At 74.3% G+C, this 12911-nt stretch carries 15 protein-coding genes; 8 read left to right on the plus strand and 7 right to left on the minus strand.

Translation table 11 applies throughout. The annotated features are described in order from the left end of the window. The first annotated feature begins 31 nt into the window (after positions 1–31). Genes HPC71_RS15355 through HPC71_RS15375 form a run of 5 tightly spaced genes read left to right on the plus strand, consistent with a single transcriptional unit; the run spans position 32 to position 5559 of the window. Positions 32–1807 carry a GMC family oxidoreductase gene (locus HPC71_RS15355; RefSeq protein ID WP_171896887.1) on the plus strand — a complete coding sequence of 592 codons (1776 nt, stop codon included), beginning with the start codon at positions 32–34 and terminating at the stop codon, positions 1805–1807. Next, positions 1804–2685: an SDR family NAD(P)-dependent oxidoreductase gene (locus HPC71_RS15360; protein ID WP_154614849.1), complete on the plus strand. Its 882-nt coding sequence runs from the start codon at positions 1804–1806 to the stop codon at positions 2683–2685. Before HPC71_RS15355 ends, HPC71_RS15360 begins: the two co-directional genes overlap by 4 nt. Further along, positions 2682–3437 (plus strand): SDR family NAD(P)-dependent oxidoreductase, encoded by a 756-nt coding sequence (locus tag HPC71_RS15365; RefSeq protein ID WP_154614848.1) that lies wholly within the window; start codon positions 2682–2684, stop codon positions 3435–3437. Before HPC71_RS15360 ends, HPC71_RS15365 begins: the two co-directional genes overlap by 4 nt. Next, positions 3434–4513: a TIGR03857 family LLM class F420-dependent oxidoreductase gene (locus tag HPC71_RS15370; RefSeq protein WP_171896888.1), complete on the plus strand. Its 1080-nt coding sequence runs from the start codon at positions 3434–3436 to the stop codon at positions 4511–4513. Before HPC71_RS15365 ends, HPC71_RS15370 begins: the two co-directional genes overlap by 4 nt. Continuing rightward, entirely contained in the window at positions 4510–5559 is a 1050-nt protein-coding gene (locus HPC71_RS15375) for a phosphotransferase (RefSeq protein ID WP_154614846.1), read from the plus strand. Before HPC71_RS15370 ends, HPC71_RS15375 begins: the two co-directional genes overlap by 4 nt. A gap of 21 nt (positions 5560–5580) precedes the next feature. Here HPC71_RS15375 and HPC71_RS15380 read toward each other — a convergent pair whose 3' ends face one another. Both HPC71_RS15380 and HPC71_RS15385 read right to left on the minus strand, forming a co-directional pair. Further along, the gene (locus HPC71_RS15380; protein WP_154614845.1) at positions 5581–6033 is read right to left on the minus strand and encodes a hypothetical protein; all 453 of its coding nucleotides are present in this window, start codon (positions 6031–6033) and stop codon (positions 5581–5583) included. Positions 6034–6073: 40 nt separating this feature from the next. Continuing rightward, positions 6074–7054, minus strand: a complete 981-nt coding sequence (locus tag HPC71_RS15385; protein ID WP_154614844.1) for a hypothetical protein — start codon at positions 7052–7054, stop codon at positions 6074–6076. 95 nt (positions 7055–7149) lie between these two features. Between HPC71_RS15385 and HPC71_RS15390 the strand changes: the two genes are divergently transcribed. The 3 genes from HPC71_RS15390 (at position 7150) to HPC71_RS15400 (ending at position 9323) form a co-directional block, all read left to right on the plus strand. Continuing rightward, the gene (locus HPC71_RS15390) at positions 7150–8499 is read left to right on the plus strand and encodes an HNH endonuclease signature motif containing protein (RefSeq protein WP_154614843.1); all 1350 of its coding nucleotides are present in this window, start codon (positions 7150–7152) and stop codon (positions 8497–8499) included. A gap of 13 nt (positions 8500–8512) precedes the next feature. Next, positions 8513–8743 (plus strand): RNA polymerase sigma factor, encoded by a 231-nt coding sequence (locus HPC71_RS15395; RefSeq protein ID WP_154614842.1) that lies wholly within the window; start codon positions 8513–8515, stop codon positions 8741–8743. A 226-nt stretch (positions 8744–8969) separates the two neighbouring features. Beyond that, on the plus strand, positions 8970–9323 hold the full coding sequence (locus HPC71_RS15400; protein WP_154613209.1) for a DUF1801 domain-containing protein: 354 nt from the start codon (positions 8970–8972) through the stop codon (positions 9321–9323). Between the two features lie 19 nt (positions 9324–9342). Here HPC71_RS15400 and ppk2 read toward each other — a convergent pair whose 3' ends face one another. From ppk2 to HPC71_RS15425, 5 genes are read right to left on the minus strand one after another with little or no spacing between them, the layout of a single operon-like run. Further along, positions 9343–10155, minus strand: a complete 813-nt coding sequence (gene ppk2, locus HPC71_RS15405; RefSeq protein ID WP_154614841.1) for a polyphosphate kinase 2 — start codon at positions 10153–10155, stop codon at positions 9343–9345. A 44-nt stretch (positions 10156–10199) separates the two neighbouring features. Next, entirely contained in the window at positions 10200–10829 is a 630-nt protein-coding gene (locus HPC71_RS15410; protein WP_154614840.1) for a hypothetical protein, read from the minus strand. A 50-nt stretch (positions 10830–10879) separates the two neighbouring features. After that, on the minus strand, positions 10880–11308 hold the full coding sequence (locus HPC71_RS15415) for a carboxymuconolactone decarboxylase family protein (protein WP_253943735.1): 429 nt from the start codon (positions 11306–11308) through the stop codon (positions 10880–10882). Continuing rightward, positions 11305–12147: an NAD(P)-dependent oxidoreductase gene (locus tag HPC71_RS15420; RefSeq protein WP_253943736.1), complete on the minus strand. Its 843-nt coding sequence runs from the start codon at positions 12145–12147 to the stop codon at positions 11305–11307. The genes HPC71_RS15415 and HPC71_RS15420 overlap by 4 nt, the downstream gene beginning before the upstream one ends. Next, positions 12144–12893 carry an SDR family oxidoreductase gene (locus HPC71_RS15425; protein ID WP_154613212.1) on the minus strand — a complete coding sequence of 250 codons (750 nt, stop codon included), beginning with the start codon at positions 12891–12893 and terminating at the stop codon, positions 12144–12146. The genes HPC71_RS15420 and HPC71_RS15425 overlap by 4 nt, the downstream gene beginning before the upstream one ends. Positions 12894–12911: the final 18 nt, after the last annotated feature.

The raw sequence follows: 12911 nt of genomic DNA on the forward strand, positions 1-12911 counted from the left end.
AGACCTGACGCGCGTCAACACTGTTGACCCCGTGTGGCGGACGACACAGCCCCGGCGGGACCGGACGAGCGCGGAGCACGGCTTCGACCACGACGTGGTGGTCGTCGGGTCGGGCTTCGGCGGCAGCGTGAGCGCGCTGCGCCTGGTCGAGAAGGGGTACGACGTCGCCGTCCTCGAGGCCGGGCGGCGCTTCACCGACGCCGACCTGCCGCGGACCTCGTGGCGGCTGGCGCGCTACGTCTTCGCGCCGGCGGTCGGCCTGCTGGGGATCCAGCGGGTGACCGTGCTGCGCAACGCGCTGGTGATCAGCGGCGCCGGTGTCGGCGGCGGCTCCCTGGTCTACGGCGGCACGCTCTACGAGCCGACCGACGCCTTCTACGACGACCCGCACTGGCGCGACCTGACCGATTGGCGCAGCGAGCTGGCGCCGCACTACGACCAGGCCCGGCGGATGCTCGGCGTGGCGACGTACGACCGGGTGACGCCGGCCGACCGGGTGCTCCGCGACGCCGCCGCCGAGCTCGGCGCGGCGGACACCTGGCGGCCCACGGACGTCGGCGTGCTGCTCGACCCGGTCCCGGGCCGCCGGGTCCCGGACCCCTACTTCGGTGGCGCCGGCCCCGACCGCAACGGCTGCCTGCACTGCGGGGAGTGCATGACCGGCTGCCGGCACAACGCCAAGAACACCCTCCCCAAGAACTACCTCCACCTCGCCGAGGCCGCCGGCGCCACGGTCCACCCGCTGACCACGGTCACCGACGTGCGGCCCCTGCCCGGAGGTGGGTACGCCGTCTCCACGCGGCGCACCGGACCGCTGCGGCGCCGCGGGCGCACCTTCACCGCCGAGCAGGTGGTCCTCTCCGCGGCGGCCCTGGGGACCCAGCGGCTGCTGCACCACCTGCGCGACTCCGGGAGCCTGCCGCACGTCTCGCCGCGCCTGGGCGAGCTGACCCGCACCAACTCCGAGGCCGGCCTGGCGGTGCGGGCCCGCGGCGACGACGTGGACTACACCGAGGGGGTCGCGATCACCTCCTCGGTCCACCTCGACGAGCGCACCCACGTCGAGCCGTGCCGCTACGGCCGGGGCAGCAACGCGATGGGCATGGCGATGGCGACGATGACCGATCCGGTGCCCGGGCGCAGCCGCACGCTGGTGATGGCTCGCGAGATGTGGCGCGGGCGGCGCGACCTGCTGCGGCTGCACGTGCCCCGCCGGTGGTCCGAGCAGTCCATCGGGGTGCTGGTCATGCAGAGCATCGACAACTCGCTGACCACCTACACCCGGCGCCGCCGCCTGGGCCGGGGCCGGGTGATGACGACCCGGCAGGGCATCGGCGAGCCGAACCCGACCCACATCCCCCAGGCCAACGCCATCGGCCGGGCGATGGCCCGGCAGATGGACGGCATCCCCGGCGCCGGCTGGACCGAGGTGCTCGACGTGCCGACCACCGCGCACTTCCTCGGCGGCTGCCCGATGGGAACCGGGCCGGAGACCGGTGTCATCGACCCCTGGCACCGGCTGCACGGGCACCCGGGCCTCCACGTCGTCGACGGCTCGGCCGTCGCGGCCAACCTGGGCGTGAACCCCTCGCTGACCATCACCGCGATGGCGGAGCGGGCGATGTCGTTCTGGCCCCAGCGCGGCGAGCCCGATCCCCGGCCGCCGCTCGGCGCGGCGTACCGGCGCCTGGACCCGGTGCCGCCGCGCTCCCCCGCCGTCCCGGCCACCGCCCCGGGAGCGCTGCGGCTGCTCCCCCTCACGCCCGTCACCCCCACCCCCACCCGCCCGGCCGAGGAGCACGCATGACCCAGCAGGCCCCGCCCCCGGACCGGTTCACCGGCCGGCACGCCCTCGTGACCGGAGGCGGCTCCGGCATCGGCGCCGCCCTGGTCCGGGCGCTGGTCGCCGCCGGCGCGCACGTGGTGGTCGCCGACCTCGACGAGGTCGCCGCACAACGGGTCGCCGAGGCCGCGGCCGGCCCGGGCACCGCGCGGGCGGTGCGCCTCGACGTCACCGACGCCGCGGCCGTGCAGGCCGTCGTGGACGACGTGGTGGCCCGCGCCGGCCGGATCGACCTGGTCTTCAACAACGCCGGGATCACCTTCGGCGGGGAGACCGAGGACCTCACGCTCGCGCACTGGGACGCGATCATCGACGTCAACATCCGCGGCGTCGTGCACGGCGTGGCCGCGGCGTACCCCCACCTGGTCCGGCAGGGCCGCGACGGCTGGGGCGGCCACATCGTCAACACCGCCTCGATGGGCGGGATCATGGCGGCCGGGCTGATCACCAGCTACGTGATGACCAAGCACGCGGTCGTCGGGCTCTCCCTGGCCCTGCGGACCGAGGCCGCGGCCAAGAACGTCGGCGTGACCGTGCTGTGCCCCGCGGCCGTGGAGACCCCGATCCTGGAGAAGGGCCACCTCGGCCGGTTCCACGGGCGGGACTACTACCTCAAGGGCCAGGGCGTACGTCGCCCGCTGGACCCCGACGTGCTGGCCGCCCAGGCGCTCGCCGCCGTCGCCGCGGACCGGCCGATGCTCGTCACCCCGCGCCCGGCGCGGATCGCCTGGCGGGTCGGCCGGCTCGCGCCGCGGTTCGCCAACCGGGCCGGGACCCGGTTCGTCGCCAAGCAGCGCCGGCTCCAGGCCCGGCGCGCCCCCACCTCAGGAGGACCCGCATGACCAGCACCACCCCCGCAGGACAGCCCGTCGCACTGGTGGTCGGAGGCGCCTCCGGCCTGGGCGCCGCCTCCGCGGAGGCGCTGCGCCGGGCCGGCCACACCGTGGTCACCGGCGACCTGGCGGGCACCGCCGCCGACCTGCCCGTCGACGTGACCGAGGAGGCGGCGGTCGCCTCCGCCGTCGACGCGGTCGTCGCCGAGCACGGCCGCCTCGACGTGGTGGTCAACAGCGCCGGGGTGAGCACGCTGATGCAGGTCGTCGACCACGACGTGCAGGAGTTCCGCCGGGTGGTCGACGTGAACCTGACCGGCGGGCTGCTGGTGCTCAAGCACGCGGCGCGGGTGATGACCGACGCGGGCGGCGGCGGTGCGGTGGTCTCGGTCGCCTCGCTCAACGCCCGCCAACCGAGCACCGGCATGGCGGCGTACTGCTCGGCCAAGGCGGGCCTGGCGATGCTCACCCAGGTCGCGGCGCTCGAGCTCGGGCCGCAGGGCATCCGGGTCAACGCCGTCTCCCCCGGCCTGGTGGTCACCCCGCTGACCGCCCCGGCGATGGACATCCCAGGCGTGCGCGAGGACTACCTGGAGAACACCCCGCTCGGGCGGCCGGGCACGCCGGAGGAGGTCGCCGAGGCGGTCGTCTACCTCGCGACCGCCCGCTGGCTGACCGGCGAGGTGCTCGACCTCAACGGCGGCGCGCACCTGATGCGCTACCCCGACCTGGTCGGGCACGTCACCCGGGCCTTCGGGTGAGCCGCTTCACCGAGCTGGCCTGCTACGGCCTGGCCGGCCACACCGACCAACCGCGCGACCTGCTCGCCGAGGCGCGCCGGGCCGAGGAGCTCGGGCTGGGCTCGGTCTTCCTCTCCGAGCGGTTCAACGTCAAGGACGCCGGGGTGCTCGCCGGCGCGGTCGCCGCGGCCACCGAGCACGTCGGCATCGCCACCGCGGCCACCAACCACAACACCCGCCACCCGCTGGTGACCGCGACGATGGCGACCACCGCGCACCGGCTCTCCGGCGGCCGCTACGCGCTGGGGCTCGGCCGCGGGTTCGCCGCCCTCTTCGACGTGATGGGCCTGCCGCGGGTGACCGGCGCGCAGCTCGAGGACGTCGTCGGGATCTACCGGTCGCTGTGGCGCGGCGAGGCCGTCCTCGGCCACGAGGGCCCGGCCGGCGCCTACCCCTACCTCAACCAGGACAGCGCCTTCGACGAGCGGATCCCGGTCCTGATGACCGCGATCGGGCCGCGATCGCTCGCGCTCGCCGGGCGGATCGCCGACGGCGTCGTGCTGCACACCTTCCTCACCGACGAAGCGCTCGCCCGGTCGGTGGCCACGATCCGCACCGCGGCCGAGGAGGCCGGGCGCGACCCCGCGTCGGTGCGGGTCTGGGCGGTGCTCGCGACCGTCGAGGACTCCCTGCCCGAGGAGCTGCGGCTGCGCAAGCTGGTCGGCCGGCTCGCGACCTATCTCCAGGGGTACGGAGACGTGCTGGTCGCCGCGAACGGATGGGACCCCGCCGTGCTCGACCGGTTCCGCGCCGACCCGCTCGTGCAGGGCTACCCCGGCGCGTTCGACGCGATCGGCACCGTCGAGGAGCTGACCCACCTGCGGGACGACGTGCTCCCCGCGGACTGGTTGGCCGCCTCGGCGACCGGGACCGCGGAGCAGTGCGCCGCCCGCGTGCTCGAGCAGCTCGCGCTCGGGGCCGACTCGGTCGTGCTCCACGGGGCCACGCCCGACGAGCTGGCGCCCGTCCTGGCGGCGTACTCCTCGGTCCGCGCGGTGACCCACGACCTGCCCACCAACCCGGGATGGATGTCATGAGCGCACCGACGACCGCACCGAGGATCGCGACCGCCGAGGAGATCACCCCCGCCTGGATCGGCGAGGTGCTCGGCGCCGTGCCGGACGCGGTGCGGGTGAGCCCGGTCGGCTTCGGTCAGATCGGCTCGTGCCTGCGCGTGGCACTGAGCGGGGAGGGGCTGCCCGCGAGCGTGCTGGTCAAGCTGCCGACCGCCGACGCCGGCACCCGCGGCATGCTGGTCGGCGCCTACCGCTCGGAGGTGAGCTTCTACCGCGACCTCGAGCCGACCGTCGCCGTCGACGTCCCCCGCTGCCACCTGGCTACCGACGTCACCGACGACGGCTGCTTCACCCTGGTCCTGGAGGACCTCGCGCCGGCCGAGCAGGGCGACCAGCTCCTCGGCGGCACGCCGGACCAGGTCCGCGGCGCGGCGGAGAACCTCGCCGGCCTGCACGGGCCGCGCTGGTGCGACCCGGCCCTGCTCGACCTGGGCTGGATCACGATGCAGGACGCCGCCGGCGCGGACCTGCTGCACCAGGTCTACGGGCCGGCGATCGACGCCTTCCTCGACATCACCGGGTCGCTGATGTCGCCCGAGGCCGCGGCGACCGTCCGCGACACCCAGGACGTGGTCGTGGACTGGTCGCTGGCGCGGGCGGAGCGGTTCGGGATCGTCCACGGCGACTACCGCCTCGACAACCTGATGTTCTCCCCCGACCCGGCCGTGCCGGTGAAGGCCGTCGACTGGCAGACCCTCAGCCTCGGGCTGCCCGCCAAGGACCTCGCCTACCTCGTCGCCACCAGCCTCGACCCCGGCGTGCGCCGCGAGCACGAGCGGTCCGTCGTCGCGGCGTACCACGCCCGGCTCGTCGAGCACGGCGTCACCGACCACCCGCTCGAGGAGTGCTTCGAGGACTACCGGTTCGCGATGCTCCAGGGGATCCTCGTGTCGGTCTTCGGCTGCGCGTACGGCGCACGGACCGAGCGCGGCGACCGGATGTTCGCCGTCATGGTCGAGCGGACCGCCGCCGCCGTTCGCGAGCTCGGCACGCTCGACCTCCTCTGAGCCCCACTCGTACGTCGCCGGCTACTGCGCGGGGTTGCGCCAGGCGAGCAGGTCGCCGCGCTGCCGCTCCAGCGGCGGGACCAGCTGGTCGCGGGCCTCCTGCGGCAGCCAGCCCGGGTCCGCGGTCGTCGCGATCTCGTAGTCGAGGACGCGCAGCACGGTCTGCCGGTCCTCCTCGCCCAGGTGCCCGACGAGCCGCAGCAGGGTGAACGCCGCGCCGCGCACGATCGCGGCCTGGTCGAGGTGGTCGATGCCCGCCATCCGCGCCACCGTCTCGGCCACGTCCCCCTCGTCCATCTCCATCACCTCGGCGATGGTGGAGCCGGGGGCGAGCTCGTCGCGCCGCTCCCCCCACTCCCAGAGGACGTCGGACCCCTCGTCACTGCCGAACGGCGCCGACTCCAGGGCGACGTCGTCGTAGAGCGGGTCGGTGAAGTGCGCGGCGAAGGCGGGGTGCGGCGTCGGCAGGCTCACGCCGTGAGCCTCGCACAGGGCCGGCTCGGGCGGGTGGCCCTCAAGGACGGAAGGCGGGGAGTGGTGGCTCGAAGGTGAACCGGGTGTACGGCGGTTCGGCGGTCTCGTCCTGCGGCCAGCGCGCGGTCCCGGTGTGGGTGGTGCCGTCGAGCAAGAGCTCCACGGTGTAGGTCACCGCCGGGCCCGCCAGCCCCTCGAGCTCGGCCGCGGTGAGGTCCCGGCCGCGGAAGGAGAGCGTTCCGTCCGCGTCGCAGCGTGACCGCTGACGGCGCAGCGGGACGGTCACCGAGTGCCCGGCCCGGTCGGTCACGGTCCAGCTCGCCGTCGCGTCGGCCGGCGTGCGCGCGAGATCCGCGAGGTGCAGCTCCGGCCCGCCGTACGGCGCCACCCGCTCGCCGTCCTCGTCGGTGAAGAGGGACCCGGTCGCCCGGGGCGCGGGCACGGCCCCGTCGGCGCGCGTGGTCCACAGCACCGATGTCACGGCGTCCCCGCCCTCCGGCCCGCGCCCGAAGACGTCGACCCGCCACTGGCCGCGCCGCCCGGCCGGGTCGATGCGGAAGACCCGGTCGGTCACGGACGTGGCGCGCACGGTGGTGCTGCGCCCGCCGCACTCCTCCTCGACCGGGTTGAAGGTGACCCAGTGGAACTTCCAGCCCGGGTAGTCGAACGCGAAGTACAGCGCGTCGGGCGAGCCGACCGCGGGGATCGCGCCGCCGAGACCGGGCGCGCCGTCCCAGCAGCCGTTGCCCAGGCACGCCGTCCACGGCTCCTCGTCGACGACGCGTCCGTCCTCGGCGAGGAAGTGGAAGAGCGGCTCGTTCCACTCGAAGTCGGCCTCCTCCCCGGCCGGGCCCGGCCCCAGGGTCTCCACCGCCGCGCGGTCCTCGGCCCCCGCCTGCGGCGTCGTCGTGGCCGTCGGCGCGGTCTTCGGCGCGGTCTTCGGCAGCGCCGCCTCCTCCTCGGTGCCGCATCCGGCGAGCGTCATCAGCAGGAGCAGGACCAGCAGTCGGCGTGTGCGCATGGCGCTGGGACGACCACCCGCGCTTGGCGGTTCCCGTGTCGAAGCCGTCCAGGATGGGTCTTCCACTCGAACGTATATTCGTATATCATAGGGACATGTCCGCACCGACCACCGCCCCGCACCCGGACGACGTCGCCGTCACGCCGGGCGCGCTGCTGGACCGGGTGCGCGCGGCGCGGGCGGCTGCGGACGCCGCCGAGGTCGAGCTGCTCTCGCTGGCGGTGGAGTGGGCGCACGCGCACCCGGTGCTCCCGGGCCAGGAGGCCTGGAGCGTGGCAGGTGGCCCCGAGGTCAGCGGACCCGCTGGTGACGGCGGGGAGGTCGAGTGCGCGGAGCTGGCCGGGATCCCCCCGGTGCGCTGGGACGCACCCGCGGCGTTCGCCGCTGCCAACCAGATGACCACCGAGGCCGGACAGGCGCTCATCAGGGACGCGCTCGTGCTGCGCCACCGGATGCCCAAGACCTGGGCCCGCACCCTCGCCGGCCACGTCACCGCCTGGCGAGCCCGACGCATCGCCCAAGCCGTCCTCGGCCACGACAACGACGTCGCCACCTACGTCGACGACCACGTCGCCCCCGTGGCCGGCTCCATCGGCATCGTCCGCCTCGACCGCGTCGTCGACGAGGCGATGCTGCGCCTCCACGCCGAGGAACGCGAGCTCGCCCAGCTCGCCGCCCTCGACGCACGCTACGTCCGCCTCGACGAACGCACCCTCAACCACACCGGCATCGCCGAACTCGTCGTCCGCGGAGACTGGAAGGACCTCCACGACGTCGACGCCACCATCAGCCGCATCGCCACCGTCCTCGGCACCGAAGGACAACCCGGGCACGGAGAGTCCCTCGACGTACGCCGCTCCATGGCCGTCGGCGTCCTCGCCGACCCCGCCGCCGCCGACGCCCTCCTCAACGGCCACCAGACCACCCGCCCGGCCCGGCCGGGCACCCGGACCGTGCTCCACCTCCACCTCACCGACACCGCCCTCTGGGGCCTGGACCCCGTGGGCCGCAACCAGACCGCCGCCCGACCCGAGCTCGAGCAGGTCATCCGCTCCTGGTGCGGCCGCACCGACACCCACCTGACCGTCCAGCCCGTCATCGACCTCGCCGACCACACCCACGTCGAGCAGTACGAGATCCCCGGCCGGCTCCGCGACCAGGTCGCCCTCCGCGAGCCGCAGTGCGTCTTCCCCTGGTGCACCCGCCCCGCGGCAGCCTGCGACTGCGACCACATCACCCCCCACGCCACCGGCGGCGCGACCTGCACCCACAACCTCGCTCCCCTGTGTCGGCGGCACCACCGGCTCAAGACCCACGCACGATGGCGCTACCGCCCCCTCGACCCCGTCATCGACCCCGGTGTCCACCTCTGGAGCGACCCCCACGGCCGGCAGTACCTCCGCGGCCCCACCGGCACCACCGAGGTCGCGAACCCGCCGGGTTGAGCCGCCTCCCCGGTTGGACACATCACGATGGTCCGGACACGTCACCGTGCAGGCGGCCGTCCGTGACCTCGCGGCCGCGCACCGCGAGCTGATCATGCTGGTCCACTGGGACGGCCTCACCCTGGCCGAGGCAGCCGAGCTCCTCGGACTCAATCCCTCCGCCGTCCGCAGTCGGTGCTCCGCCGCGCGAGCAGCCCTGCGGGCCGCACTCCTCGACACCACCGAGGTGGCCACGACCGGATGACCCCGACCTGAGCCGCGGCCTGGCAGAACCGGATGACCGATCGCCGCGCTTCCTCTAGCCTGGCCGCGGGCGGTACGCCGCCCGACTGCGCCTCCACGTGGCCGACCACGTGAATCATCGCGGAGAGGTCTGACCAGCTCAGAACATGTCCGGATGGGGTGCGGCGCCCAGGTGCGCCGACTTCATGAGACCGATGCCCGGCATCGGCAGACGGAGAGGACATGAGATGTCGTCAAAGGACGAGAAGAACCTGTCGCAGGTGGTCGACAAGATCGCGGGGATGGACGAGCCGAGGCGGTCGGTGGTGCAGCGGGTGCACGAGGTCGTCATGGCCGCGGCTCCGGACCTCAAGCCGCGCATCTGGTACGGCATGCCCGCCTACGCGCTCTCGGCGAGCACGCCCGCGCTCGTCACGCTGCGCAACGACGAGCGGCTCAACCTCGCGATCACCGAGAAGGCAGCCTTCCGCGCAGCGGGCGGCGCGGACGGGCAGCTGATGCCGGCCGCCTGGTACTTCGAGACGGTGGACGACGCCACCGAGGCCCGGATCGCCGAGATCGTGCGCTCGGTCGTCGACTGAGCAGACGCTCCCGCCGGCCTCAGGAGTCGATGAGCGTCGCGACGTGGTCGGGCACGTAGGTGGCCTGGTCGCGGGGCGGCCGCCGGTAGCCGGTGGAGGGGGGTCGCTCCGGCACGACGATCTCGGGGACCGGGACCTCCTCGTAGTCGAGCGTGGAGAGGAGGTGCGCCATCATGTTCAGGCGCGCCTCCTTCTTCACGTCGCCCTCGACGACGTACCAGGGCGCCTCCGGTATGTCGGTGTGGACCATCATGTCGTCCTTGGCGCGCGAGTAGTCCTCCCAGCGGGTGATCGAGTCGAGGTCCGTCGGGGAGAGCTTCCAGCGGCGCATCGGGTCGTCCCGCCGGGCCCGGAACCGGCGTTCCTGCTCCTCGTCGCTGACCGAGAACCAGTACTTGCGCAGCGCGATGCCGTCCTCGACCAGCATCCGCTCGAAGATCGGGCACTGGTGCAGGAACCGGCGGTGCTCCTCGGGGGTGCAGTAACCCATCACCCGCTCGACCCCGGCGCGGTTGTACCAGGACCGGTCGAACAGCACGATCTCACCGCGCGCCGGGAGGTGCTCGACGTAGCGCTGGAAGTACCACTGTCCGCGTTCCCGCTCGGTCGGCGCCGGGAGCGCCGCGATCCGGGCGACGCGGGGGTTGAGGTACTGCGTGACCCGCCGGATCGCGCCGCCCTTGCCCGCAGCGTCGCGGCCCTCGAAGACGACCACGACCCGCTCGCCCTCGGCGCGCACCCATTCCTGGACCTTGACCAGCTCGGCCTGCAGGCGGAACAGCTCGGTCTCGTACTGCGCTCTGCTGATGCGTCGCTGCGGTCCCTTGGCCATACCGCAGCCTAGGCGCCGCCGGGAGGATCGGCCCGGGAACGGGCTCAGCGCGCCCGCAGCTCCGCGACGGGCTGGTACGCCGCCTCGGCGGCGAGGGCCTCGAGGGGCGAGCCGGGGCCGGCGATGACGACGGCGACCCGGGCCTCACGGGCGGCGGCGTCGACGCCGATCTCGACCAGGTCCTGGGCCGAGGTGGCCTTGCCGATGACCGCGATCGGGCCGCCGGGGTCGTGGAAGGGCGGCGGCGGGGCGAGGGAGTAGCCGGGCCGCGGGGCGCCCAGGTTGCCGGCGACCGCGAGGCTGATCGGCAGGTCGCGGACCCACCACCGGCCGGTCGCCACGAAGCCGGCCGCGTCGGTGGCCCGCAGCCGCACCTCGTCGGCGAGCGGGGTGAAGACCGCGACCTCCCCGGCCTCGGCCGGCACGCTGGTGAGCAGCCGGGCCAGCTCGTCGGCGTCGTCGCTCACCGACTCGAGGTGGTCCACCACGACCCGGCCGGCGTCGCGCCGTACCCCGAGGAGGACGGCGTCCTCCGAGCCGAGGCAGACGGTGTCGGGCGCGGTCAGCATCCGCTCGGCCATCGCGCGGAGCACCGCACCGGCCTGGTCGCTGGGCCGCCACAGGCGCGGCGCCCACGCGGCCGTCCGGGCGCTGCGCCGCTCGAGCAGCCGCACGACCCGGTCGAGGTCGGTGGCGCCGAGCGGCCGGACGGCGGTCGCAGCGCTCAGGACGACTCCCCCGCCCGCGCGGCGCGGCGGGCCGCCTTGGCGATGGTCTCCTCGACGATGGAGTTCAGTCGGGCCCCCTGGGGCCAGCCGGCGTAGTGACACACGAAGATCACGATCTCACGGAGCGCTTCGTCGTCGAGCTCCCCGTTGGCGTACGCCGCCGGGACCTGGATGCCGAGCACGTCCGCGGCGCCCTGGCCGGCGAGCATCCCGATGAGCAGCAGCCGGCGGTCGCGGTCGGTGAGACCCGGCCGGGTCCAGATGTCGGCGAAGAGATGGTCGGCGGTGTAGCCGAAGAAGTCGCCGGTGCCGTCGGACATCTCGAAGCCGTAGACCTCCTCCATCTTCTCCAGCCCCCGGCGGCGGGTCTCGGGCAGTCCGTCGAACTTCCCGGCGTCGAGCTTCCCGGCACGGTCCTCGCTCACAGTCCCAGCCCCTCCCTCAGTCGCTGCTCGGCCAACCGAGCGAGCGGTACGTCGACCCCGAGCTCGTCGGCCAGCGCGACCGCGAACCCGAGGTCCTTCTCCCCCAGCGCGACGACGTGGGAGAACACCCCGTGCCAGAAGTCGTCGGGCGCGATCGGGGCGGTGGTCTCGCGGTGCATGATCGCGCCGGGCCCGCCGGTGATCGCGTCGGTGTGGCGCACCACGTCGCCGAGCGCCCGGAGGTCCAGGCCGGCGGCCTCCGCGAGCCGCTGCGCCTCCGTGGCGGCGGTGAAGGCGACGAAGTGCATCAGGTTGCGCGCCAGCTTGAAGCGGGTGCCGGCGCCGATCGGGCCGGCGTGGACGACCTTGGCGCCCATCACCTCCAGCGCCGGGCGGGCCGCCGCGAACGCCGCGTCCTCGCCCCCGACCAGGATCGCCAGGGTGCCGTCGGCCGCCCCCATCGCGCCGCCGCTGACCGGCGCGTCCAGGACCTGTACGCCGTGGCGCGCGGCGAGGTCGGCCAGCTCGCCGGGGGTGCCCGGCGCGACCGTGGAGTGCACCACCACCGTCAGCCCGTCGCGGGCGACCGGCAGCGCCTCGGCCAGCACCTCGCGGACCTGGTCGTCGTCGCGGACCATCACGCACAGCACGTCGACGGCGGCGGCCGCCTCGGCCACCGACCCCGCGACCTCCGCCCCCGCGGCGGCGAGCTCGGCCAGGGGCGCCGGCGCGACGTCGTACACGTGGAGGGGCAGGGCCGAGGCCGCGAGCCGCAGCGCCATCGGCTTGCCGATGTTGCCCAGGCCGACGAACCCGACCCGGGGCGCGGGGCCCGTCACGGGCGGAAGGTCTGGCCGCCGTCGACGGCCAGGATCTGTCCGGTCACCCACGACGACTCCTCGGAGAGCAGGAAGACGCAGGCGCCGACCATGTCCTCGGGCTGGCCCATCCGCTTGATCGCCAGGGACTTCACCAGCTCCTGGGACGCCCCGCCGGCCTGGGTGCGGGTGGCCTCGGTGTCGGTGGGGCCCGGGGCGATCGCGTTGACCCGGATGCCCCGCCCGCCGAGCTCGTGGGCCAGCTGCTGGGTCAGGCCGTTCACCCCGACCTTGGCCAGGCCGTAGAAGCCGGAGTAGAGGTAGGCCGCCGTCGAGCTCTGGTTGACGATCGAGCCGCCGCCGCGCTTCTGCATCTCGCGGTAGACCGCGCGGGTCATCACCAGCGCGCCGTCCATGTTCACGCTCATGAAGCGCCGGTAGTAGTCCCAGTCGACGCTGATCAGCAGGTCGAACTGCATGTCGCCGTAGATCGCGGCGTTGTTGACCAGCCCGTCGATGCCGCCGTGGTCGGCGACGGTCCGCTCGACCAGCGCCGCCGCCGACTCGTGGCTGCTGACGTCGGTGCGCACGAAGCTCGCGCGGCCGCCGCTCTCGTTGATGCCGGCCGCGACCTTCTCGCCGGCCTCCTCGTTGAGGTCGGCCACGACGACCGCGGCGCCCTCGGCCGCGATCGAGCGGGCGTAGACCTCGCCGATCCCCTGCGCCGCGCCGGTCACGACGACCACCTTGTCCTGCAGTCTGCTCATGTTGATCCTTCGTCGTAG

The organism is Nocardioides marmotae, assembly GCF_013177455.1.
GTDB classification, from domain to species: Bacteria; Actinomycetota; Actinomycetes; order Propionibacteriales; family Nocardioidaceae; genus Nocardioides; species Nocardioides marmotae.